Annotated in this window: 23 protein-coding genes and 1 pseudogene; 12 read left to right on the top strand and 12 right to left on the bottom strand. The window is 68.4% G+C overall.

The window, feature by feature from the left end:
* Window positions 1–62: 62 nt before the first annotated feature.
* Window positions 63–239, bottom strand: a pseudogene (locus Amac_RS55995) (thiolase family protein); the annotation flags it as partial.
* Between the two features lie 291 nt (window positions 240–530).
* Here Amac_RS55995 and Amac_RS09685 point away from each other — a divergent pair.
* Genes Amac_RS09685 through Amac_RS09705 form a run of 5 tightly spaced genes read left to right on the top strand, consistent with a single transcriptional unit; the run spans window position 531 to window position 4,475 of the window.
* Window positions 531–1,559 (top strand): ABC transporter substrate-binding protein, encoded by a 1,029-nt coding sequence (locus Amac_RS09685; RefSeq protein ID WP_155353982.1) that lies wholly within the window; start codon window positions 531–533, stop codon window positions 1,557–1,559.
* A 7-nt stretch (window positions 1,560–1,566) separates the two neighbouring features.
* On the top strand, window positions 1,567–2,403 hold the full coding sequence (locus Amac_RS54765) for an ABC transporter permease (RefSeq protein ID WP_155353983.1): 837 nt from the start codon (window positions 1,567–1,569) through the stop codon (window positions 2,401–2,403).
* Window positions 2,404–2,413: 10 nt separating this feature from the next.
* A complete protein-coding gene (locus Amac_RS09695; RefSeq protein WP_218040976.1) occupies window positions 2,414–3,235 on the top strand; it encodes an ABC transporter permease in 822 nt (273 codons plus the stop codon).
* A complete protein-coding gene (locus tag Amac_RS09700; RefSeq protein ID WP_155353985.1) occupies window positions 3,232–4,053 on the top strand; it encodes an ABC transporter ATP-binding protein in 822 nt (273 codons plus the stop codon). Before Amac_RS09695 ends, Amac_RS09700 begins: the two co-directional genes overlap by 4 nt.
* Window positions 4,050–4,475 (top strand): VOC family protein, encoded by a 426-nt coding sequence (locus Amac_RS09705; RefSeq protein WP_218040977.1) that lies wholly within the window; start codon window positions 4,050–4,052, stop codon window positions 4,473–4,475. The genes Amac_RS09700 and Amac_RS09705 overlap by 4 nt, the downstream gene beginning before the upstream one ends.
* 65 nt (window positions 4,476–4,540) lie before the next feature.
* Here the strand turns inward: Amac_RS09705 and Amac_RS09710 are convergent, their stop codons facing one another.
* Window positions 4,541–5,314 (bottom strand): SDR family NAD(P)-dependent oxidoreductase, encoded by a 774-nt coding sequence (locus tag Amac_RS09710; RefSeq protein ID WP_155353986.1) that lies wholly within the window; start codon window positions 5,312–5,314, stop codon window positions 4,541–4,543.
* A 131-nt stretch (window positions 5,315–5,445) separates the two neighbouring features.
* Between Amac_RS09710 and Amac_RS09715 the strand changes: the two genes are divergently transcribed.
* From Amac_RS09715 to Amac_RS09725, 3 genes are read left to right on the top strand one after another with little or no spacing between them, the layout of a single operon-like run.
* Window positions 5,446–5,964, top strand: a complete 519-nt coding sequence (locus Amac_RS09715) for a carboxymuconolactone decarboxylase family protein (RefSeq protein WP_155353987.1) — start codon at window positions 5,446–5,448, stop codon at window positions 5,962–5,964.
* Entirely contained in the window at window positions 5,961–6,761 is an 801-nt protein-coding gene (locus tag Amac_RS09720) for an SDR family NAD(P)-dependent oxidoreductase (protein ID WP_155353988.1), read from the top strand. The genes Amac_RS09715 and Amac_RS09720 overlap by 4 nt, the downstream gene beginning before the upstream one ends.
* Complete coding sequence (locus Amac_RS09725) at window positions 6,754–7,668, top strand: amidohydrolase family protein (protein WP_218040978.1); 915 nt, start codon at window positions 6,754–6,756, stop codon at window positions 7,666–7,668. The genes Amac_RS09720 and Amac_RS09725 overlap by 8 nt, the downstream gene beginning before the upstream one ends.
* A gap of 18 nt (window positions 7,669–7,686) precedes the next feature.
* On the opposite strand, the gene Amac_RS09730 is transcribed toward Amac_RS09725, so the two are convergent.
* Window positions 7,687–8,415 (bottom strand): GntR family transcriptional regulator, encoded by a 729-nt coding sequence (locus Amac_RS09730; RefSeq protein WP_155353989.1) that lies wholly within the window; start codon window positions 8,413–8,415, stop codon window positions 7,687–7,689.
* 180 nt (window positions 8,416–8,595) lie between these two features.
* Here Amac_RS09730 and Amac_RS09735 point away from each other — a divergent pair, with 180 nt between their 5' ends.
* Window positions 8,596–9,966 (top strand): FAD-binding oxidoreductase, encoded by a 1,371-nt coding sequence (locus Amac_RS09735; RefSeq protein ID WP_218040979.1) that lies wholly within the window; start codon window positions 8,596–8,598, stop codon window positions 9,964–9,966.
* A 5-nt stretch (window positions 9,967–9,971) separates the two neighbouring features.
* On the opposite strand, the gene Amac_RS09740 is transcribed toward Amac_RS09735, so the two are convergent.
* The 9 genes from Amac_RS09740 to Amac_RS09780 all read right to left on the bottom strand — a co-directional run bounded on the left by Amac_RS09740 (window position 9,972) and on the right by Amac_RS09780 (window position 20,167).
* A complete protein-coding gene (locus Amac_RS09740) occupies window positions 9,972–10,925 on the bottom strand; it encodes an alpha/beta fold hydrolase (RefSeq protein WP_155353990.1) in 954 nt (317 codons plus the stop codon).
* Between the two features lie 195 nt (window positions 10,926–11,120).
* The gene (locus tag Amac_RS09745) at window positions 11,121–12,698 is read right to left on the bottom strand and encodes an FAD-binding oxidoreductase (protein WP_155353991.1); all 1,578 of its coding nucleotides are present in this window, start codon (window positions 12,696–12,698) and stop codon (window positions 11,121–11,123) included.
* 181 nt (window positions 12,699–12,879) lie between these two features.
* Entirely contained in the window at window positions 12,880–13,518 is a 639-nt protein-coding gene (locus Amac_RS09750; RefSeq protein ID WP_155353992.1) for a nuclear transport factor 2 family protein, read from the bottom strand.
* A 20-nt stretch (window positions 13,519–13,538) separates the two neighbouring features.
* The gene (locus Amac_RS09755) at window positions 13,539–14,558 is read right to left on the bottom strand and encodes a dihydrodipicolinate synthase family protein (RefSeq protein ID WP_155353993.1); all 1,020 of its coding nucleotides are present in this window, start codon (window positions 14,556–14,558) and stop codon (window positions 13,539–13,541) included.
* A 23-nt stretch (window positions 14,559–14,581) separates the two neighbouring features.
* Complete coding sequence (locus tag Amac_RS09760; protein WP_155353994.1) at window positions 14,582–16,048, bottom strand: NAD-dependent succinate-semialdehyde dehydrogenase; 1,467 nt, start codon at window positions 16,046–16,048, stop codon at window positions 14,582–14,584.
* A 16-nt stretch (window positions 16,049–16,064) separates the two neighbouring features.
* Window positions 16,065–17,045: an ornithine cyclodeaminase family protein gene (locus Amac_RS09765; RefSeq protein WP_155353995.1), complete on the bottom strand. Its 981-nt coding sequence runs from the start codon at window positions 17,043–17,045 to the stop codon at window positions 16,065–16,067.
* A gap of 20 nt (window positions 17,046–17,065) precedes the next feature.
* Complete coding sequence (locus tag Amac_RS09770) at window positions 17,066–18,202, bottom strand: FAD-dependent monooxygenase (RefSeq protein WP_155353996.1); 1,137 nt, start codon at window positions 18,200–18,202, stop codon at window positions 17,066–17,068.
* Entirely contained in the window at window positions 18,199–19,128 is a 930-nt protein-coding gene (locus Amac_RS09775; protein ID WP_155353997.1) for an MBL fold metallo-hydrolase, read from the bottom strand. Before Amac_RS09775 ends, Amac_RS09770 begins: the two co-directional genes overlap by 4 nt.
* A gap of 10 nt (window positions 19,129–19,138) precedes the next feature.
* Entirely contained in the window at window positions 19,139–20,167 is a 1,029-nt protein-coding gene (locus tag Amac_RS09780; RefSeq protein WP_218040980.1) for a VOC family protein, read from the bottom strand.
* 195 nt (window positions 20,168–20,362) lie between these two features.
* On the opposite strand from Amac_RS09780, the gene Amac_RS54770 reads away from it, so the two are divergent.
* The 3 genes from Amac_RS54770 to Amac_RS09795 all read left to right on the top strand — a co-directional run bounded on the left by Amac_RS54770 (window position 20,363) and on the right by Amac_RS09795 (window position 22,910).
* Complete coding sequence (locus Amac_RS54770) at window positions 20,363–20,878, top strand: MarR family winged helix-turn-helix transcriptional regulator (RefSeq protein ID WP_218040981.1); 516 nt, start codon at window positions 20,363–20,365, stop codon at window positions 20,876–20,878.
* A 161-nt stretch (window positions 20,879–21,039) separates the two neighbouring features.
* Window positions 21,040–21,897: a fumarylacetoacetate hydrolase family protein gene (locus tag Amac_RS09790; RefSeq protein WP_218040982.1), complete on the top strand. Its 858-nt coding sequence runs from the start codon at window positions 21,040–21,042 to the stop codon at window positions 21,895–21,897.
* A complete protein-coding gene (locus Amac_RS09795) occupies window positions 21,894–22,910 on the top strand; it encodes an amidohydrolase family protein (RefSeq protein ID WP_155354000.1) in 1,017 nt (338 codons plus the stop codon). The genes Amac_RS09790 and Amac_RS09795 overlap by 4 nt, the downstream gene beginning before the upstream one ends.
* The last annotated feature ends 7 nt before the right edge of the window (window positions 22,911–22,917 follow it).

A 22,917-nucleotide genomic window follows, 5' to 3' on the forward strand; every position in this document is an offset into this window, starting at 1 on the left:
GGCCTATGCCCGGGAGCGGTCAGCGTTCGATTACCAGGGCCAGCCCTTGGCCGACGCCTATGCACACCACCGGCGATGGCGATCGAGGCATCGCCGTACGCGATGGCGCGCGCCGCCTGGATGGCGGCCTCCAAGCCGCACAGCCGGTTGACGGTGGCGCCGGGGACCGTGACGGGCAGGCCCGCGAGCAGCACGGCCATGCGGGCGACGTCGCGGTTCTCCTCGCCGGCGCCGTTGGCGGTGGCGGGGTCGGGCTGTCGTGAGTCACAACAGCTCACGCTAGTGTCGACAGTTTTTATCGTCAAGGGCGGCCAACCGAGGCGCTTCCGCGCCTGTCCATGCACCCATCCGCACCGACGCTGGCGTGCGAACTGGCCAGAATGTCGACAGATTTTGCGTCAATTCAGCATCGGACGCTTGACCGGGCCTTGTGTCGACAGTAGGTTTCGGACACATTACGACTGGGTGCACGGCCGGCCGCAGACCTGGCCCACTTCGCACTTACCGGTAACGTCCCGCAGAGGAGCAACATGTCGCGAGGTTCGTTGGGCCGGGCGGGCCGGACCCGCCTTGCCGCCACTATCGCCATCATCGTCGCCGCCGCCGGCACACTCAGCGCCTGTGGCGGTGGCGACGCCCCGGACGGCACGGGCGGGGACGGTACCGGCAACACCAGCAGCATCACCGTCCTCCGCTCGACGGGCGCGACGTTCGAGCCGCTGTACATCGCCGAGGAGCAGGGCTACTTCAAGGAGGCCGGCCTGAACGTGACCATCAAGCCCGGCGCCGCCGACACCTCGCAGAACGCGCCCTCGATCGTCAACGGCGAGGCGCAGTTCGCCATGACCGACAGCCCGGGCTTCCTCAAGGCGGCCGCGTCCAAACTGCCGGTCCAGATCGTGTCCGCGCTGCAGGTCGCGACCAGGAAGACCCCGCCGAGCGACGGTCTCATGGTCAAGCCGGACAGCCCGATCAAGTCCTTCGCCGACGTCGGCGGCAAGACGATCGCCGTGGCGGCGCTCGGTGGCAGCGTGCAGTTCGTCACCGAATACGCGGCCAAGCAGGCCGGCGTCGACCCGTCGACGATCAAGTTCGTGGCGCTGCCGCTGAACGGCCTGGTCGACGCGGTCAAGAACGGCCAGGTCGACGCGGCACACACGTTCGCGTCGTTCTTCGACGCGGCCAAGGCCCAAGGCCTGACCGCCATCGGCGAAGGCACCAACATCATACCGGGCCTGCCGCAGTCGGTGCTGTTCGCCGACAGGACCTGGCTCGCGGCCAACGCCGCCGCGGCCAAGAAGTTCACCGACGCCGTCGCCAAGGCGGTGACCTACGCCAACTCGCATCCGGACGACGTGCGCGCGATCGACGTCAAGTACACGACGATGGCGCCTGAGTACATCAAGAACCGGCAGATCCAGATCTACAGCGCCGAGGTCGACAAGAGTGTCGTGTCCATGATCATCAAGGAGATGCTGGGGTTCGGGCTGCTCAAGGCGGCCCCGGACGAGAGCACGATCTACTGGGACCAGATGCCGACCACCACGAGGTCGGAGTGACCGCATCATGACCACACCGGTCCAAGCGGCGACCACCGAGGTCTTGGAGCCCGCCGCGGCGGGCTCCAAGACCCGTGGCCGACGGGCGAGGGTCCACGCGTACCAGCTGCTGTGCGTGGTCCTCGTATTGCTGCTCTGGGGCGCGGTGACCGTGTCCGGGCTTTTCACCGCGTCGTCCTTGCCCAGCCCCGCTTCGGTGGCCACCGAGTGGCTGCACCTGCTCGGCGCCCCGGTGTTCTGGCAGGCGGTCTGGGACACGCTGCGCGGCGCGCTCGTCGGGCTCCTGTTCGCGGGGGCCGTCGGCGTGCCACTCGGCCTCGTCACCGGCACCTACGCGGCCGCCGAGCTCTCCTCGCGCATCCTGGTCGACTTCCTCCGGTCGTTCCCGGTCATCGCGCTGCTGCCGGTGTTCCTGCTCGTGCTCGGCTCGACGCCCGAGATGAAGTCCACCGTGGTCTTCATCGCCTGCGTCTTCCCGATCTTCCTGCAGGCCCAGTACGGCGCCCGCAGCGTGCCCCCGATGATCTCGGAAACGGTGCGGGCGTACCGGATCCCCCGCCTGCTGCGCTACACCAAGGTGGTGCTGCCCAGCGCGACGCCGTCCATCATGACCGGCCTCCGGCTGGCCGCCACCACCTCGATCCTGGTCGCCATCGGCGTCGAGATCCTCACCACTCTGCCGGGGATCGGGCATGAGGTCACCCAGCACCAGCAGAACGGCAATTCGGCCGTCGCGTTCGGCTACATCTTCACCGCCGGCCTGCTCGGGTACGGCATCAACCGCGGGTCGATGCTGCTCGAATCGATCCTGCTCCGCTGGCGCCCGCCGGCGCACACGGTCTGAGGGGAGCCCGGTGTCCCGCACGTTCCTGGTCTCGGCACTCAACCAGCTGTGGTTGCCTGTGCTCGTCATCGTGCTGCTGTGGGTCGGCACAGCCGGCAGCACCAACTTCTACTTTCCGCCGTTCGGCGACATGGTCGGCGCGATGGGGGCCAACCTCGCGCACGGCGGCCTCCTTGAGGACCTGTGGTTCAGCCTCAAGAACATCCTCGCCGGGCTCGGGCTCGCCATCGTCGTCGGCGTGCTCGCCGGGCTGATCATCGGCGAGCACCGCCGGCTGCGCGAGTCGCTCGGCCCCGTCCTCGACTTCGCCCGGGCCACCCCGACCGTCGCGTTCGTGCCGGTCATCATCCTCACCCTGGGCATCGGCGCGACGCCGAAGATCTTTCTGATCTTCCTGGGCTCGCTGTGGCCGATCCTGCTCAACACGATCAGCGGCGTCGAGGGCATCAACCCGGCCGTCCTGGAGACCGCGCGCAGCTACCGGATCCCCTGGCAGCTGCGGCTGCGCCGGGTCATCCTGCCGGGCGCGACGCCGCAGATCGTGGCCGGCGTGCGGGTCGCGCTGTCGGTGGCCGTCGTGCTCATGGTGGTCAGCGAGATCTACGGGTCGCCGGTCGGGCTGGGCAACTTCATCCTGCGGAGCGGCAGCAGCTTCGCGGTCACCGACACCTGGGGCGGGACCCTCCTGATCGGACTGCTCGGCTATGGGCTGAGCGTGGTACTGCTGGCCGTGGAACACGTGCTGCTCGGGTGGTACTTCCAGCGGCCTCCCCGAGTCCGCCGCAACACGCAGGGCCTGGCCCTGCTCGAACGAGAGGCCCTCACCCGATGAGCGACTCCGACCGGCTGGCCCCCCTTTCGGTCACCGGCCTGCACAAGAGCTACGGCCACCACGCCGTGCTCGCCGACCTCAACCTGTCCGTGGAGCCTGGCTCGTTCGTCTGCATCGTCGGGCCCTCCGGCGCCGGCAAGACGACGCTGCTGCGCTGCCTGTCCGGGCTGCTCGCCCCCACCTCCGGGTCGGTGCGGTACGGCGACCGGCCGGTGAACCAGCCCTTGGCGGAGATCGCGGTCGTGTTCCAGGATTACCGCGGCTCGCTGTTGCCGTGGATGCGGGTGCGGGACAATGTCGCCTTCCCCCTGGAGGGGCGCGGGGTGAGCCGTTCGGCACGCCGGGCCCGGGCCGACGAATGCCTGGCCGCGGTCGGCCTGCCCGGCGTCGGCGACAAGTACCCCTGGCAGCTCTCGGGCGGCATGCAGCAGCGGGTCGCGATCGCCCGCGGCCTCGCGTACGACGCGGCCGTGCTGCTCATGGACGAACCCTTCGGCTCGGTCGACGCGCAGGCCCGGTTCGACCTGGAGGACCTCGTCCTGCGGCTGCGCCGCGATCTCGGCATCACCGTCATCGTCGTCACGCACGACATCGACGAGGCGGTGTACCTGGGCGACCGGGTGATCGTCCTCGGTGGACAGCCGGCGACAGTGATCGACAACCTCACCGTCGACCTCGGCCAGGACCGCGACCAGATCCACACCCGGGCGCTGCCCCGCTTCGCCGAGCTGCGCACGCGGGTGCTGACCCGCATCCGCGGCGGCGCGGCGGCACCGGACCCCGCGCCCCCGGCTCAGCTGGACGTGAGCCGCACATGAGCCGCATGATGGTTCGGTTCGACCACGTCGGCATCTCGGTGCCCGACCTCGAGGCCGCCACCGCGTGGTACTGCGCCGCGCTCGATCTCACGGCCGCGCCGCCGTTCGCCGTGGCCGGCACCGACCTGCGCGGCGTCATGCTGCTGCACGAGGAGAGCGGCTACCGCATCGAGCTGCTGCACCGGCCGGACGCCGGGCCGGGCCTGGCCGCCGGCAGCGCCCTCGAGGCGGTGGGCACCCTCGGCTACGGGCACATGTGCCTGTGCGTCGAGGAGGTCCAGGCCGAGTACGACCGGCTCATCGCGGCCGGCGCCACGACCCGGATGACGCCGTCACCGGCGCCCCGGGCGGGCGCGACCGTCTCGTACGTCGCCGACCCCTGGGGCAACCTCATCGAGCTCATCGACCGCAAGGAAGCCTAGGCGCGCACCCCAGGCGGTCGGCAAAGACGCACGCGGCCGGCGACTGGGGCGCGCTTTCCTGTCATTCAGGCGGCCGTGACACCGCCGTCGATGCCGAACGCGGCGCCGGTGACCCAGTTCGCCTCGTCGGAGGCCAGGTACACGGCGCACCAAGCGATGTCATCGGGCACGCCGAGCCTGCCGAGCAGCGTGCGGGCGGTGACGGTCGCCGCGATGTCGCCGGAGGCGAGGCCCGCGCTCGCGGTCGCCGCGGTCTGGATCAGCCCGGGGGCGATGCTGTTGGCCCGGATGCCGTGCGGGCCGCCCTCCACCGCCAGCTGACGCGTCATCGACAGCACCGCGCCCTTGGCCGCGCAGTGGGCGACCATCGCCAGGTGGCGGCTCCCGCGATAGGAGTTCACCGAGGCGAAGTTGATGATCGAGGCGTTGCCGCTGCGGATGAGCCAGGGCCAGGCCGCCTGGCAGGCGAGGAAGACGAGGTCCACCTCGCCGGCGATGGTGGGACGCCACTGCGTCTCGTAGTCCATCTCGCCGACGCCGGCCATGTGCGGCGGGATCGCGCCCGCGTTGACCAGGACGTCGACGCGGCCGTACTCGTCGGCCGCGGCCTGGACGTATCGCCGGGCGTCCTCGGGCCGGGTGAGGTCGATCGGGTGCAGCGACCGCAGTGGCGTGCCGCGCTCGGCCGCCTGGGCGACGGTCGCCTCGGCGGTCGCCGGGTTGATGTCGCACCCGAGCACGGTCGCCCCCTCGGCGGCGAACCGCAGCGCGATGCCCTGTCCGATGCCGGACCCGATGCCGGTGACGAGTGCGACCTTACCTGCCAGCCGATCAGCCATTCCTGTCCCTTCGATGAGTGTATGTCGACACTATCAAGCTATCACTCACGCTAGAAGACCGATTTAGGGGATTTGATTTACTTTCTGTCGACACTAGGCTAGAAAGGACGCCAACGACGAGGGGAGAACCAGTGGCGCGGATACCGGTGGCGACACTTGACGCGGCGGTGAGCGACGTGCTGCGTCGCGTCCTCGACCGCCGGGGCGGTGCCTTGCGCCCGCTCGACGAGGTCCTGCTGCACAGCCCGCCGCTGGCCGACGGCTGGAACGGCCTGCTGGGGGCGATCCGCGGCGGGCTCGCGCTCCCGGCATTCGTCCGCGAGCTCGTCATCCTGCGCATCGCGGTCCTCAACCGCGCGTCCTACGAGTGGGCCGCGCACGAGCCCGTCGCGCGCCGGGCGGGCCTGAGCGGTGCGCAGCTCGTGGCGCTCCGAGCCGGTGACCTCGGGCCGTTCGACGAGCGCGCCCGGGCGGTGCTCGCCTACACCGACGCGATGACGCTTCAGGTCGACGTCGCTCCGGCGATCTTCGACGCGGTCCGGGCGCATTTCGACGACGCCGGGCTGGTCGAGCTGACCGGCACGATCGCCGCCTACAACATGGTGTCGCGGTTCGTGGTCGCGCTTGGGGTGACCGAGGTGGACCGGTGACCGGGCGGCTGGCCGGGAAGGTGGCGTTGGTGACCGGGGCCGGGAGCGTCGGTCCCGGCTGGGGCAACGGCCGGGCGACCGCGGTCATCTTCGCTCGCGAAGGGGCGCGGGTGCTGCTCGTCGACCGCGACGCCGAGTCGGTCGAGGTGACCGCGAAGCAGATCCGGGCCGAGGGCGGCACGGTGATCACCCAGCTGGCCGACGTCACCCAGCCGGACGACGTCGAAACCTTCGTGTCGGCGTGCGTCGATCGGCTCGGCGGGCTCGACGTGCTGGTCAACAACGTTGGCGGCTCGCGGCCGGGCGGGGTCGCCGAATTGTCCGCGCAGGACTGGCAGCGGCAGCTGGATGTCAACCTCACCAGCGTCTTCCTGGCCTGCAAGCACGCCGTGCCGGTGCTGCGCGCCCGGGGCGGCGGCTCCATCGTGAACATCGCCTCGGCCTCCGGCCTGCGGTGGACGGGCGCCGCGCAGGTCGGCTACGCGGCCGCCAAGGCCGGGATCATCCAGCTGTCGCGGGTCACCGCGGTCCAGTACGCGCCGGACCGGATCCGGGTCAACACCGTGGTGCCCGGCCAGCTGCACACGCCGATGGTCGAGGCCCGCCTGGCCGGCCAGCGCGCCGGCGGCGACGTGGCGAAGCTGCTGGCCCAGCGGCAGGCGCGGATCCCGCTCGGGTTCATGGGAGACGGGCGCGACACCGCCTACGCGGCCCTGTTCCTGGCGAGCGACGAGTCCCGCTTCGTCACCGGCACCGAGATCGTCGTCGACGGCGGGATGACGGCGCGCTGTGACTGACAGCCTGATCTCCACCGCCGCCGAGCACGGCCCGTATCGGCCGTCGGAGGGCAACCCGCCGCCGCATCCGTCGCCCCGCAAGCCCGCCCTGGCGCTGCCGGCGGACAGTTGCGACTCGCACTGCCACGTCTTCGGGCCGGGCGCGCTGTTCCCGTACGACAAGGACCGCACCTTCACCCCGGTCGACGCGCCGCGGCAGCAGGTCGCCGCCCTGCACGAGCACCTCGGGCTGGGCCGGGCGGTGGTCATCCAGTCCGCGTGCAACGGCTTCGACCACAGCGTGCTGCTCGACGCGCTGGGCCACGGCGGCGGGCGGCTCCGCGGGGTCGGGCTCATCGACGAGCGGACGTCGCCCGAAGAGATCGCCCGGCTGCACGCGGCCGGAGTGCGCGGCTTCCGCTGCAACTTCCTGCCCCATCTGCGCCGAGCCCCGAGCGAGGCCGAGATCGCCATGCTGGCCGCCTCGGTGGCCGGCCTCGGCTGGCACACCGAGATCCACGTGCAGGGTGAGGGCGTCGTCGAACACGAACGGTTCATCGCCGCGCTGCCGACGCCGGTCGTCGTCGACCACCTGGGCCGGATCGACATCCGGCGGGGACTCGGCCAGCCCGCGGTCCGGAGCCTGCTGCGGCTGCTCGACACCGGCCGCGTGTACGTCAAGGTGAGCGGGATCGACCGGGTGTCGCGGCAGGGTCCGCCCTACGCCGATGCCGTCGAACTGGCCGCGCTGCTCGTACGTCACGCGCCGGAGCGGGTGCTGTGGGGCACCGACTTCCCGCACCCGAACATCGCCGGGGACGCGCCCGACGACGGGCTCCTGGTCGACCTGCTGGCCGAGATCGCGCCGAGCGCGAAGCTGCGCGACCTGTTGCTGGTCGCGAACCCCGCCGCCGTCTTCGACTTCTGACCGCGTGCCCCGGCTGTGTCAGGCGCTCGACTGGCGTTGCGACCAGTCGCTCTCCTCGATCGCGCGCAGCGCGGCAACCGTCGCCCGGGACAGCAGCATCGCGGCCAGCTCGCCGTCGCGGTTCTGGATCGCCTCGAAGATGCGCAGCTGGTCGGCCACGCTGGCGGCGAGCCGGCCCGGCTGGGCCAGGCTGGCGTGGCGGAGGATCAGCGTGCGCAGGGCGAGGGAGTCGAGGATGCCTTTGAGGGTCTCGTTCCCGGCGATCTGGGTCATTCGCTCCTGCAGGGCCACGTGACCCCAGAAGTAGCTGTCGACATCACCGCCGGCGGCGTCGGCCTCCATCTGGGCCAGCCGCGCCCGTAGCTCGACCAGCTCGTCGTCGGTGGCCTTCTCGGTGACCAGCCCGCCGACGAGCGCCAGCAGGTGTTGCCGCACGAAGTAGATCTCCCGCACCCGCTCCAGGGTGAAGGCGGCGACCCGGGGCCGCTTGCGGGCGCGGATCTCCACCAGGCCCTCGGACTCGAGCAGCATGAGCGCCTCCCGCACCGGGGTCCGGCTGCTGTTGAACCGGTGGGACAGCTCGACGCTGTTGAGGTCCTCGCCCGGCCGGAGCCGGCCCTCGATGATGCCCAGGCCGACCCACGTGGCGACCTGCACCACGGACGGTTCACGGCGCTCGTTCAGCTTGAGCAACCGCACGAGCTCGATCGAGCGGTCCGCTGAGGGCGCTGCCGGTGCTGTGCTCATCTGTCCTCTCGCGGGGTGAGGTGGTCGTTCGCCCGTACAGTCTCGCGCATTCGCGATCGTCGTGCACGTCCAGGCCCGACCCATAATTGTCGACATTCAATGGCGATTATCCACGCTATTTCCGATATTATCGGCTCGATCACCAATTAGTGTCGACACTGTAGCCTGGAAGGCGGAACCGTGGCGAATCACATCTTTCGCGGCAGACTGCTGCGACGCGGCATGGACGGTTACGAGCTCGCCCGGCGGGCCGCCGTCTGGAACGAGCGCAAGCCCGACCGCTACCCGGACGCGATCCTGCTCGCCGAGCATGAGGACGACGTAGTGGCGGGCGTACGCCTGGCCGCTGACAACGGCTGGACGATCGGCATCCGGTCGGGCGGCCACTCCTGGGTCGGCAACGGCATCCGCGACGGCGGTCTGCTGCTCGACCTGTCCCGGCTCGACGGCATCGCCCTCGACGCCGACGCCCGGATCGCTCGCGTCGGCCCGGCGGTCAAGGGCCCGGCGTTGAACGCGCGCCTCGGCGAGCACGGCCTGTTCTTCCCGACCGGTCACGCGCCGACCGTCGGCATCGGCGGCTTCATCCTCGGCGGTGGCTACGGCTGGAATTCGCGGTTCTGGGGGCCCGCCTGCCTGAGCATCCGTGCCATCGACGTGGTCCTGGCCGACGGCGAGCTCGTGCACGCCGACGACGCGAGCCACCCTGACCTGCTGTGGGCCGCCCGGGGCAGCGGGCCCGGCTTCTTCGGTGTGGTCACGCGGTTCCACCTCGACGTCCACCCGGCGCCGACGCGGATCCTGCGGACCGTCCACACGTATCCGATCGCCCTGCGCGATGAGGTCCTCGGCTGGTCGTACGACATGCTGGAAACGTTGTCGCCGGCCGTGGAGATCTCGGCCAAGGTCGGCCACGCTCCCGGGCTCGGCGAGCCCGCGGTGTCGTTGACCTGCACGGCCTTCTGCACGCCCGACACGGGCGAGGACCTCCTGGCGCCCATCGAGGCGATCCCGGTGCGGGACCAGGCGATCCGCGCGACGGTCAACCAGGAGACGACCATCGCCGCGCTGTACGACGCGGCCGACCGGCTCACGCCCGAGGGCTACCGGTGGGCACTGGACGGCATCTGGATGGACGGTGACAGCGGGGACGTGCTCGACGCCGCCAGACCGATGCTCGACGACATCCCGCCCGGACTCAACTTCGTGCTGTGGATGCTCTGGGGTGGGTACCCGGAGCGGGCCAACGCCTGCTGGTCGGCGCAGGCGAAGCTCTACCTCTCACCCAACGCCGGCTGGGTCGACCCGGCCGAGGACCTGCGGCACGAGCAGTGGGCGCACGGGACTCTCGCCGCGATTCAGCACCGCTCGAAGGGCCTGCAGTTCTCCGACAACAACCTCGCCGACCGGTTCGACCTCGGCCTGAGCGCGACGAACGCCGAGCGGGTCGAGGAGATCCGCAGCCACTACGACCCGAACGGCAGATTCAACGGCTACATGCGCCCCGGGGAATCCACTACGGCCTACGCCGCCTGGCTGCGGACCGAGTGAGATCATCAGCGCCCTGCTCCTCGTCCTCCGATCCGATTCCGCCGCAGGAAGGCGAGGATGGTGCGGTTGAACAGAGCGGGGCGCTCCCAGCAACCGTTGTGCCCGCATTCGGGGAAGATCACCTGCTTGGCGCGTGGGATGCCACGTCCGAGCTCGCGGAGCATGGCGGGTGGCGTATAGAGATCGGCGTCGCCGGTGGCGAGCAGGATCGGGACTCCGGCGGCGCCCAGAGCCGCGGCTGTCACCGTCGCCTTGGTGCGCTGGCGTCTGCTGGCCGGCGGAGCGAGCGCGGCCTCGGCCAGCCACGTGGCGACGCCGTCGGGGTTGGTCGCGCGGTACGAACCGGAGAGTTCCTGGAAGTCCTTCGGCAGAGTATCCCACTGCGGTGGGCGCAACGCGTTACTGCGGGCGACGTAGGCGGGATCCCCGACGGCCACCAGACTGCAGGTGAGCGCAGCGCTCGCGACCCGATCGGGATGGGAGAGAACGTAGTCAGCCGCCGCGATCCCGCCTGCCGCGGTGCCGACGAGATGGATGCGCGCGAGTCCGAGGTGCTCGACGAGCGCGTGCAGGTCGTCCGCGTACGTCCCGGTGTCATCCGCCGGGCCGAGATCCGAGTTGCGATGGCCACGGCGTGAGTAGCCGATGACCCGGAATCCCGCACTGGCCAGCACCGGCTGCTGGTAGCCCCAGGATGCGCCGCTACCGGTGGCGGCATGACCCAGAACGACCGGATCGCCCTTCTCTCCGGTGTCCCAGTACCACAGTTCACCCCCGCCGAAGGACACACGTCCCTCGGTCGCCGGGACCTGCGGTGGCACCGGAACGGGTTTGAGGTCGTCGTCGGGTGCCGGCCCGGCGACGGCCGCCGCCGGCAGTGCGGGCACAGTGAGGGCCGCCGCGGCGAGCCCGGCGCCTCCCAGTACGTGCCGACGAGAGATGGACGGATACCGACTCATGAACTTCTCCCACATACTGTCGACATTATTGGCCAGTTAGTGCGCACGAACAGCAACAGAATAGTCCGTTTCAGGCAATTCTGTCGACACTTCAGTCGTAGGTTCGGGCGGGTGCGACCTCGATGTTGAGGAGCATGCGGCAACCCGGGTGGTTCACCAGGGTTTCGTGAATGAACCGCACTCAGGCGTCGCCCGTCAGGGCCGGTCGCGGAGGGCCGCGGGCCAGATGCCCTGCTTGCCCGGAGACAGGATTCCCGCCGGATCGACCGCATCCTTGATCTTCTCGACGAACCGCAGGTAGGCGTGATCGTTGAAGGAGAATTGCTCGGCGGCGAGGTCCATGAAGCTGAGATGCGCGCGGTACGCGCCGTATCCGAGCTTTCCGGCCTCGCGTACGAGACTCTGGAGCGTGTCGTAGACCCGCTGAGCCTGCTCTTCGTCGTTGAAGGTGAAGTTGCTGCCGCTGACATAGATCGCGCTGCGCGCGCTGATCGCCATGATGTCGCTCTTGAAGTCCAACCCCGCCGCCTCGACCATCGGCCGGAACTTCTTGATGAACCGCAGCACCTCGGCGCCGAGCAACGGCACGACGGGGGCGAAGTCCATGTGCCCGCCTCGGGTCCCGCCGTTCCATCCGGCCATTCCGAGCAGGTCAAGGTTGGCCACGCCGGAGGCGACCCGATCAGAGGGGTGCTCGAGGTTCCTGGCTTCCTCCGGCGTTGTCTTCTCGCCTCGGACTTCGACGCCGGGAATGGAGGTGAACGCCGCCCTCAGCTTCTCGTACTTCCGGTCGACGATGGCACTGTCCCCCCACAGGGAGAGCCGCATCATCCACCGGCCGATTCCCAGCTCCCGGCCGACCTTGTCGAGAACGGCGTCTGGCATCGGGCCGTCGCCGTCGTACCAGTCGGAGCGTTGCGACAACATGGACGCCGCGGTCGGCGTGTTCATGATGCACGGCACACCCGCGACGGTGCCGTCGAGGAGCAACATTCGGAGGGTGTCGACCAGCTGGACGATATCGTCCTCATTGGGCGCCGTGATCGTGAGGGGCATCACCACCTCCGGGAGGGGTTGAAGCCATACGCCCATCTTCGTGACGATCCCGAAGTTGGACTGCATGAACAGCTGGTCCAGTGAGGGTCCCAGCCCACGCCGGTACAGGTTCCAGCTGCGGTTCCCCGGCACGCCGCCCATCCCTGTGCGCAACAGCCCTCCATCGGCCGTCACGATCTCCATGCCACACGGAGCCATGAAGTCCTGGCCGTACGCCATGTAGGTGACACCGTGGTCGAGAGAGTTACCCACGACGCTGCCCCAGCCGATGTCGGGGACGGACAGCATCAACCGATGCCCGCCGTCCCTGAGTGCCGTGTAGAGCTGCAGGAAACTCACTCCGGGTTCGACCAGTGCGTACGCGAGGTCGTCATCGATCTCCAGGATCCGGTTCATCCGGCGCAGGTTGACGGTGACCGAGCCTTTCAACCGCGGCCCTGCGCCGCCGTAGCCGTTGTTGCGGCCCTGGCTGTTCGTCCACAGCGGCACGCCGTACTCGCCCGCGACGAGGACGATGTCCTGGATCTGCTCGACGCTCTCAGGCTGCACGACCGCCGACGGGGTGTGCGTGTCCCAGCGTTCCGGCTGGAAAGGGTCGCGGAACTCACGGAACGCCTCGCCCGAGGTCAGAACATGTTCAGCGCCGACGATCGCTTCGAAACGAGCAATCGCCGCCGAAAGCGAAATCTCCGACGGCCCGCCTGCCCTTTCGGACATCACCACGAATCTCTCCCTACTGTCTTTCTGGTTCTCAAGAACGAAAGCTCTACTCGGGCAGGCCCGCTCGGCCGCATTTCCGGAGCATCCTGCCCTGATCGCTGCTCCGCGCTCGTCGCATCCAACCGGTCATGGGCGTGAGGTGTGTCATTGCGAATGAGCGCCGCGATGCGTGCGCGCGTCATTCCCCTTCGGTGTTCTCGCCTGCGGCGGGACGGTTTCCGGTGAAGTCATCCATGCCGATGAAGAAGTAGGTGAAGCGCCAGCAGCCATCTGCCTGGCGCCGCAGTTCGCCGTTGTAGAAGACGCTGGCACCGAGGACCAGGCCGTCTTTCGCGACCGTGACCACACAGAACGCCAGGGCCTTCGCGGTGCCGGCCCCGAGGTCGAGTTCTTCGACCAGCACGTTGGATATGACGTGGCGGCGTTGATCTCTCGTCTCGTCGAAGATGGCCGAAAGCTTGTCCTCGACCATCGTGCGGCCGCGGTAGGTCGCGAACGGCTTGGCCGAACCGAGCGCGACATCGTAGACGACGTCCTCGGTGAAACACGACCCCGCGACGTCGGCCCGGCACTCGTCGTGACCGATGCCGAACCGATAGAAGGCCTCGGCGATCTGGGCGCGAGCGGCAAGTGCCTCCGGCGACCAGTCAGCCGGCTGAAGGGTCTTCATCGAGACCTTCCCCTGCCGGTGGGCCCACGCCTGCGGAGGAAACGTCTCGACCTTGTCCTGCGTCGTCAATTTCTTAGTCTCCTTAGCGGATGTTCCGCAGATCAAATGTCGGCCACGACGGTTCGTTGAATGAACATGAACCCTCATGCTCGGAGCCGGCGGTCGGCTCAGAGCGGGTTGCGGCCGATGAAGAACTCGCGCAGCGGTTCCATGCTGGGGTTTAGACCCGCATCGATGAGTCCCTTGCGGAGCGCGGTCATTTGCTGGTCGTGGATGCGCTGCGTGGGTTGGCGAAGGGGTCCGCCGTTGTAGCCCTGGAGCCAACCCTGGAACTTCCACGCCTGGCGGTTGATGAAGTAGCCGCCGTGAATCGTGGGCGAGAGCGCGCGGGCGACCTGGCGGGCCGGATGCAGCTGCCAGTAGATCTTCGCGGCGTCGTCGTATTTTCCGGCGCGCAGCAGGTCGAACACGTGCGGGATCGTCGGGCCGTAGAACTCGTGATTGCTCGTGGCCGACAGTTGGATCGGCATGATCTGCGACAGTGGAATGAGATCGCCTTCGATCGGCATCGAGATTACGACCTCGTCGCCGAAGTGGCGATGACACTCGATGACGCTCTGCACACCCGGAAAGCCACCCTCGGCCTTGATCGCCGCGATGTTCGGGCAGGCGTCGAGCAGCCGGCGGATGAGGGCGACCGGAATGTCGGACGGATGGATGCGAGAGCCGAAGCCCCACAGATACATGGGGAACAGCATCACCGCGAGGTTCGTGGCGTCGCACACCGCTTTGGTGTAGTCGAAGATCTCCTGCTCGGTCTCGGGGTAGAAATTCGGCGGATACGACAGCAGCACGAGTTCGGCTCCGGCGTCCTCCGCTCCCTGCAACGCCTCGATGTTCTGCTCGAGGTTTCCGAAGCTCGCGTGGTGGACGACGATCAGCCGGTCGCCTGCCTCATCCTTGATGATGCGCAGGAAATCGTGATATTCGGATATCGAGATCGCCACTTCGGAAACGCCGAGCGTGCCGACGAACCCGTGCTCGATGGCCAGTCTCGTGTCATGGCGAATCGCTTTTTCGTTGATGTTCCGCAGGTCCGCGGTGAAAGACGGGATGGTGCAGTTGACTACTCCGACCAGCTGCTGACGTCCCCATTCACGGGCCTCGTCTCTGTTGTACCGAGCCATGTCGCAACCTTTCGAGATGTGATTCAGGAAGGCCCGGCGCCATGCCAGGCGAGGTATTTCAGTTCGAGGTACTCATCGATGCCGTAGATCGATCCCTCGCGCCCGATGCCGGATTGCTTGACACCTCCGAAGGGAGCGACCTCGTTGGAGATCAAGCCGGTGTTGATGCCGACCATGCCGGCTTCGAGCGCGGCGCTCACCCGCCAGATGCGCTCCGGATCCCGTGTGTAGAGATATGCGGCCAGGCCGAACTCGGTGTCGTTGGCCTGGCGGATCGCCTCCTGCTCGTCCGTGAATCGCACCAGCGGGGCGACAGGACCGAACGTCTCCTCCTTGGTCACCGCCATGTCGTCGGTGACTCCGGTGAGCACCGTGGGTTGGTAGAACAGTTCGCCACGCGGATGACGGGCGCCACCCTGGAGCACGGTCGCGCCCTTGGCGACCGCGTCGGCCACATGCGATTCGACCTTGGCGATGGCATCGGCGTCGATCAGTGGACCCTGCTGTACGCCCTCGTCGAAACCGGCACCGACTACGAGATCGGCGACTCGGCGCGCCAGCCGCCGCGCGAAGGCGTCATAGGCGCCGTCTTGGACGTAGACGCGGTTCGCGCTGATGCACGCCTGTCCTGTATTCCGGTACTTGGTGGCGATCAGGCCGTCGACGGCGGCGTCGACGTCGGCATCGTCGAAGACGAGAAACGGGGCGTTGCCGCCCAGCTCCATGGAGGTCTTCTTGACTGTGGTGGCCGACTGAGCCAGCAGTAGCCGCCCGACCGCGGTGGAGCCGGTGAAGGTCAGCTTGCGCACCAGGGAGTTACTGGTGAGCTCGGCACCGATCTCGATCGGGTCGCCGACGACGACGTTGAACACGCCGGGCGGCACCCCCGCCCGATCGGCCAGGTCAGCCAGGGCGAGCGCGGTGAGCGGAGTCTGCTCGGCCGGCTTGAGCACCATCGTGCAGCCGGCCGCGAGGGCCGGACCGGCCTTGCGGGTGATCATCGCGGCCGGGAAGTTCCACGGCGTGATGGCGGCACAGACGCCCACCGGTTCTTTCAGCACCACGATGCGACGGCCTGCTTCCGGCGCCGCGATGACATCGCCTGTCACCCGTTTGGCTTCCTCGGCGAACCACTCCAGGAAGGACGCGGCGTAGTTGACCTCCCCCACCGCCTCAGCGAACGGTTTGCCCTCTTCGTGGACGATCAGGCGGGCGAGATCATCGGTAGCCGCGCGCACCAGCTCGAACCACCGCCGCAGGACACCGCTTCGCTGTTTGCCGGTAAGCGCGCGCCATTGCGGCCAGGCCCGGTGGGCGGCCCGGATCGCCTCGGCGGTCTCGCTTCGGCTGATCTTCGGCAGCGTGGCCAGTAGCCGGCCGGTGGCGGGATCGCGCACGTCGAACGTGCCGTCGGCCCCGGAGGCGACCCAGCGTCCGTCTATGTAGGCACTGTTCCGCAGAAGTGCCGGATCGGTCAGCTCTCGTTTCATGCCACGATCTCCGGGATCATTTGACGACTGTGCACAGGCGGACGGGAAGTATCGTTCCGAGCGCCCGCTCCTCGGCGCGGCGCAGGCACATGGCGGCGACCGCGAGATCCTGGAGGGCCGAGCCGACCGACTTGTAAAGGACGATCGCCTCCGGCGACGGCCGGCCGGACGCGCGGCCGCTGAGCACGTCGCTGAGTGAGCACAGCTTGCCATCGATCGATGTGCCCGCCTTCTGGGCGGCGATCAGGTCACCGGTCTGGTGTACGACTTCGTCGGGTTGGTCGGCGACGATGAGATCGGCGCGTCCGATGGCTTCTTCATCGAGCTCGCGCTGTTCGGGCAGCGTGGACCCGATCGAGACCACGGTCATCCCGGCTTCCAGCCACGCACCGTGCAGGGTGGGCCGCTCGTCACGAGATCGGGCGGCGCAGACGACGACATCGGCGCCGGCGACCGCGGCCTCGGCGCCGGATGCCGTACCGATCGGTACGTCGAGATCGGAGAGACTCTCCACGAACCGCAGCCGGCTCGCGGGATTGGGACTGAATACCGTGACAGCCGCCAGTTCCCGGGCCGCCGCCAGGGCTCGGACGTGCTGTTGTGCCTCGAATCCCGATCCGATGACCGCGGCACGCAAAGCGCCGGCCGGGCTCAGGGCGTCGATCGCGAGCGCGGACGTCGCCGCGGTACGAAAACCGGTGATGAGACTTCCGTCAAGCAGCGCCAGGAGTTCGGTGGACTGCTGATCGAAGAGCGGGATCAAATAGGTGGCGCGGCGCCCCACGGTCGAGGCGGCGATCAACTTCGCCCCCATGACTTCGCCGTTGGGCAGTGCGCCGGTGAGTGTCCGAAGCCACCCACCCGGCGTCCGTGCCATCGACCGTGGTGGTAGCCGGCTGTCGTCGGCCGGAGCGGAGTACGCCGCGCGCAGGGCCGCGATCGCGCCGTGCCAATCGAAGACAGCCCGTACGTCGGTATCGGTGAGAAACCTGGTCATGGTCGTCGGTGTCCTAATCACTACGCCGGCTCGGCCAGTCGCCGGGTTATGCGTTCCTGGCGAGCACCTAGCCCGGCCGCGAAGATCGCCTTTTTCGCCGCGTCGGCTTCCATCTCGTTGAGCAGGATGGCGTGGGCCTCCTCCTGGACGTAGCGCACCCGGGGAAGCCGGCGGCGCATGAACGCGGCGAGCGCTTTGGGCACGTCGTCCTCGTGGCGGCGCAGTTCGTCGGCAAGGACGATGGCGTCCTCCATCGCCATCCCAGCGCCTTGCGCGAGGTGGGGGATGACCGCGTGCGCCGCGTCGCCGACGAGCACCACCCGACCGTCGTTCCAGGTCGTGGGAAGTTCGACCACTTCCAAGGGCCCGCGGTGGATGTCGGTCTGTGGCGTGATGCTCGCGCGGATGTCGCTGATGATTCCCGGGAATCCCGCGAGCAGGCCGCTGAGTTCGCCGGCCAGTTGCGTGCGGTCGAGCGCGGCCGCCGGCGGCGCCTGCTGGACGACCAGCAGGTACATGGATTCCGCGTTGAGGTTGATGACCGTGGCTTTGACCTGCTCGCCGTTGTAGTAGAGGCTGTGCGTCACGTCCGCGGGCCGTCGTACCGGCATCCGCCAGCAGACGTACCCGGTGCCGCGAGGTTCGTACGCGTTGCCGAAGAGGACTCGACGTAGAGGCGAACGAATGCCCTCAGCGCCGATGACGAGGTCGTAGGTCCGCGTGCTGCCGTCGGCGAGGGTGGCGGTCACGGCGGCATCGTTCTGCTCGATCGCGGTCCAGGTCTGCCCCAGCTCGATTCTGGCCCCCACCTCGACGGCTCGGTCAGTCAGGATCTCGTGCAGGTCAGCCCGGGTCATGGAGATCTGGAAGGGCACGTCATCGGGATTGGCCGGTTCGAAGGTGGCGATCAGGTCGCCGGCTTGGGTGTACCGCTTTATCCCGCGGTAGACGTATCCGCGTTCCACGACCTGGTCGTAGACGCCGAGAGCCTGCAGCGCGCGCAGAGCGTTGGCCGGGTGGTTGAGCCCGACCCCGACCGTGGTGTTCTCGGTCTTTATCTCGATGACGGTGACGTCCCAGCCGATCTCGCCAAGCGCGATGGCAGCGGCGAGGCCGGCGATTCCAGCGCCGGACACGAGCGCGGATCGGCCGGTCATGCCATGCACCGGAGCGGCCCGCCGTTGAATGCGATCATGTCTCGCCGTGTCGCGACGAGATCGATCGGGTCGCCGGGAGCAGCGCCATCGAGCTCGGCGTAGGCGCGGTGGAGGTTGGCGACCAACCGCTCCGAGTCGAGCAGGCCGGCGAACGGGTTGTCGGCGGCGTCGCGGGCCGTCTCCAGGGGAGTGCGTCCGAGTCGATGGCCGACTGCGGCCACATCCTGGACGAATTTGAGGTAGTCGATCTCTAGGAGGAAGATCTCCGAGCCGCATACGTCGCCGTGGCCGGGCACAACCCGCTCCGCGCCGAGTTGGCTCAGTTCGGTCAGGACCTTGATCGCGCCCGCGACCGACCCCGCGGACATCAGCGGAGCGCTGCCGTTGAACGCGAGGTCGCCGGCGAACAGCACCGAATGCTCCTCGATCCACACGATCGAGTCGTCGACGGTGTGCGCCGGCGTACCCACCCAACTGATGTCGCAGCGGGTTTCGCCGGCCCACAGCGCGAGCCCCTGCGCATAGGTGAGGAAGGGCGGAGCGGGCTCCAGTGGCCCCCAGTCGACGTCCGGGAAAGGCCCGTTCGGATCCGGGATCGTCGGAGCGTGTTCGAGCATCATGGCCCGGGTCCGCTCGTGCGCGACGATGGTCGCCCCCCGGAACTGGTAGTTGCCGTTGGTGTGGTCGGTGTGCCAATGGGTGTTCACCAGCGTCGCGATCGGCAGCGACGTGGTCTCCGCCACCGCGGCTCGCAGGTCTTGGGTACGGGAGGCGGTTGCCGCCGAATCGATGACGGTCACCGTGTCGGCGCCGACGATGATCCCGCTGTTGTTGAGGAACCAGCCCCCGTCGGGTTGCACGAAGGCATAGACGCCCGGTGCGACCTGTTCGGTCCGCGATGGCGCGATGTCGACGATGTGCGTCATGGCCAGATCCTCAGATCGGTGCGGGTGTCCACAACCCGCTGTCGGCTTCGGACTGGGAATCGAGGGCGTACAGGTCCTCGAGCCCACCCGCGGTACCCCACTGGTCGTAGTAGTCCGGGGTGCCCGGCCAGACGCGCGGAGTCCACGCGTCCTCGTCGACGATCTTCTCCAGTTCGGTGGTGTATTCGACGACGTTGCCGTGCGGATCGGCGAAGTAGGAGAAGGTGTTGTCCCCGGCCGAGTGCCGGCCCGGCCCCCACGCCGGGGCATGGCCGTGCCGGATGAGCCGGCCCGTTCCCCGCAGGTATTCGTCGATCCCGCGCATCTCGAAGGAGATGTGGTTGAGCGAAACCCTGGTGCGCTGGGCGATGGCCAGGCTGTGGTGATCTGTGGAACACCGCAGGAACGCCATCCGGTTGGTCAGCCAGTCCGACAGGCGGAATCCGAGGAACCGCTCGTAAAAGGCCATCGTCGCGGCGATGTCGGTGCTGTTCACCACGACGTGACTCAGCTTCTGGGGAACGGATTCGCCCGCCTCCAGGCTGCGGAACGATTTGGCCCTCACCTCCACCGATACCTCGATCAGGCGCCCGTCCAGATCGAAGAATCGGACACCGTACCCCCCGCCCGGAGTGTCCTGTTCGCCAGGCTCGCGAACCAGGCGGAAACCGGATGTGGCCAGGTCGGCCGCGAGCGCGTCGACGGCGGCCCGGCTACGGCCGGCGAAGGCGATGATGTCGACCCGCTTCGCGTGCGCCTGACGCAACCGGACGATGTATGGCTCAGGTGAGCCGACAGAGCCGAGGAAGACGACATCGCGGTCGTCGGCGACTCGGTACAGACCCCAGACCCCCTCGTAGAACGCGCACGCCTGCCGCAGATCCGGAACTCCGAGACCGACGTGCCGCAGGCCGGCGATCGGCGAGCGGGCGGCCAGTTCGGATGCGCGGATCTGGCCGGTGGGCGCGGGCGGCGGCATCGGCCGCGGCTGGAACGGTGGTGGCTCAACGTCGACGGACGTGGGGACGGATCCTGACATGGCGTGACTCCGAAGTTTGAAGCGGGCGTTGAGGACGATCCACCATCCCGCGCATGATGTCAACCACTTGACGTCAACTAGTTGACGCCCAGGCTCGCCGGACCTAGAGTCCGGTACGCGTCGTCTGGCGCCCAAAGGAGCAGGCCAATGCCCAACCGTTCAGCTGGGCGATCCGACAAGATCTCGGATCGGACCATGAACTTCATCCACCGGATCCGCATCGCCACCGGCGAAGCGGTCACCACGATGCTGGCCGATCTGGGCCTGAATGGAACGCTCGCGCTGATCGTGGAGACGCTCGACGAAACCGGGCCGGTCAGCGCTGCCGAGATCGCACGGCGCACGCTGGTCACGCGTCAGGCGCTGACCGATCCCCTCAACGAACTGCAACGACGCGGGTTCGTGGATCGACCGCCGGTCAATGCGAACGCGCACACCCGGCCAGTCGCACTCACCGATGAGGGCCGAGCGCTGGCCGAAACACTGCGCGAGCGCATGCACCTCATCGAGGACCGCGCTATCAGCGACATGACCGCAGAAGAGGTGGCAACGCTGCGGTCCCTGCTGGCTCGCTACGCCAGCGGATGGGAGCAGCTGGCCGCCGACTCCAGCGAGCTTGCCTCGATCGCGAACAAGGCCCGTCCGGAATCGGCCGCCCGCGTTCGGTCCCCCGACCGACCCGCCGGGCCTACCGTGCGGAGCACCTCGTGAAGGCGGCATTCCCGGCCGGCCCAGACCTGACCGACAACGTTTCCGACCACGGGTTCGGCTTGGCCGCGGTGCGGTTGCCCAGCGGGCAACGCCGGCTGCGAGTCGTCTCCGCACGCGGGGTGTACCCGGTTTCCCTCGCACTCGGCGCGCGATGGTCTGACGTGACGACCGTCAACCAGCTCCTGCCCGACTGGGACACGCACGTGCGGACGATCTCGTCCTGGCTCCAATCGGCGTCGCCGGACGCCGATGGCTCCGACGGGGAGGCGGCGGAGGTGCTCGCTCCTGTCTGTCCCGGGCATATCTACCAGGCGGCGGCGAACTATCGCCGCCACGTCATCGATCTGATGGTCGCGTCGCCACGACCGGAGCACCGGGACCTCGGGTTGGCGGACCGGCGCGCGGTGGCCGTGAAGCTCATGGACGAGCGGGTGGCCTCTGGCGTTCCGACGGTCTTCTCCGGGGCGGTCTCGAGCCTGTGCGGTCCCTACGACGACGTGGTGATCCCGCACATCACCGAGCAATGCGACTGGGAGCTCGAACTCGCTGCGGTGATCAAGGCCCCGGCTCGCTATGTGAGCAAGGAAGACGCGCTGGACTACGTCGCCGGCTACACGATCGCCAATGACATCACCATGCGCGACCAGATCTATCCGAGCGGAGACAGCAGTCGCGGGGCAGACTGGCTCGCGAGCAAGTCCGCCCCGACGCATCTTCCCGTCGGTCCGCTGCTCGTGCCCGCCGCATTCGTCGCACCTGGCGATGTCACCATCACCCTGCGGCTCAACGGGCAGGTCATGCAGGACGAATCGAGTGCCGACATGATCTACGACCTGCCGCGCCTGATCGAGCACACATCGCGCTACGCGTTGATGCGGCCAGGTGATCTCCTGCTTACCGGTTCACCGGCCGGCAACGGTGTGCATCACGGCCGATTCCTGCGGGCGGGCGACGTCATGGAGGGCCGCATCAGTGGTCTCGGTGTCCAGCGTACCGGCGTCGTGGACGAGCCATCATGATCGACTTCCACGCACACGTCGGCATCCCGGCGGCCGAAGGGATCGCTCGAAACAGTGCCGGATGGGAGGACAACCAGGCAGCGCTTGCCCGTCGATACCGCGATCCCGCGACGGCGGCGCACATGGCGTCCGTGGCGAGCGAGTGGGATCGACGGCTGACCGACCTGGATGAGCGGATCCGGTTCATGGACGACGCGGGCATCTCTACTCAGATCGTCTCGGTCAATCCCGGTCAGTATCACTACTGGATGGGTGAAGCCGATTCCGCTGAGCTGGTCGGCTGCGTCAACGCCCAACTCGCCCGCATCGTCGAGTCCGCACCGCCGAACCGCCTGCTCGGGCTCGCCACCGTGTCGTTGCAGCATCCGAAGCTGGCGGCCGCACAACTGGAGCGAGCGGTCGAGCGCGACGGTCTCGTCGGAGTGCAGATCTCGACATCCGCCGGGGGGCGCGACCTGGCCGACCCGGCGTTCGACGGTTTGTGGTCGGCGGCCAAGCGGCTGGACGCGGCTGTCTTCGTCCACCCGCTCGGCTGTCCGCAGCTCACCGATCGGCTCGCCCCGTCCTACTTGAACAACGTCGTCGGGCAGCCGCTGGAGACCACGATCGCGCTGTCCCTGCTGATCTTCTCCGGCGTGCTGGATCGCCACCCCGGCTTGCGCATCTGCGCGGCGCACGGCGGTGGCTACCTGCCGCATTACCTGGGCCGCGGCGACCACGCCTGGGGCGTACGGCCCGACAGCCGGACCATGGCCCACCCGCCCAGTTGGTACCTGCGCGGTGTCTATGTCGACTCCCTTGTGCACTCCGCCGAGGTGTTGACCAATCTCGTGCGAACGATGGGGCCGGACCGGGTGGTGGTCGGCACCGACTACCCCTTCGACATGGGCGAGACGGATCCCGCGGGCGCCATCGGTGCGGTGCGCCACCTCACCGCCGAGCAGCGCCATGCGATCGCGGCGGACAACGCCCTTCGTCTGCTAGGCCCCCGCGCCACCGGCCGACACAGCTAGGAGAGTC

Source organism: Acrocarpospora macrocephala, assembly GCF_009687865.1.
In the GTDB taxonomy this organism is placed as follows: Bacteria; Actinomycetota; Actinomycetes; order Streptosporangiales; family Streptosporangiaceae; genus Acrocarpospora; species Acrocarpospora macrocephala.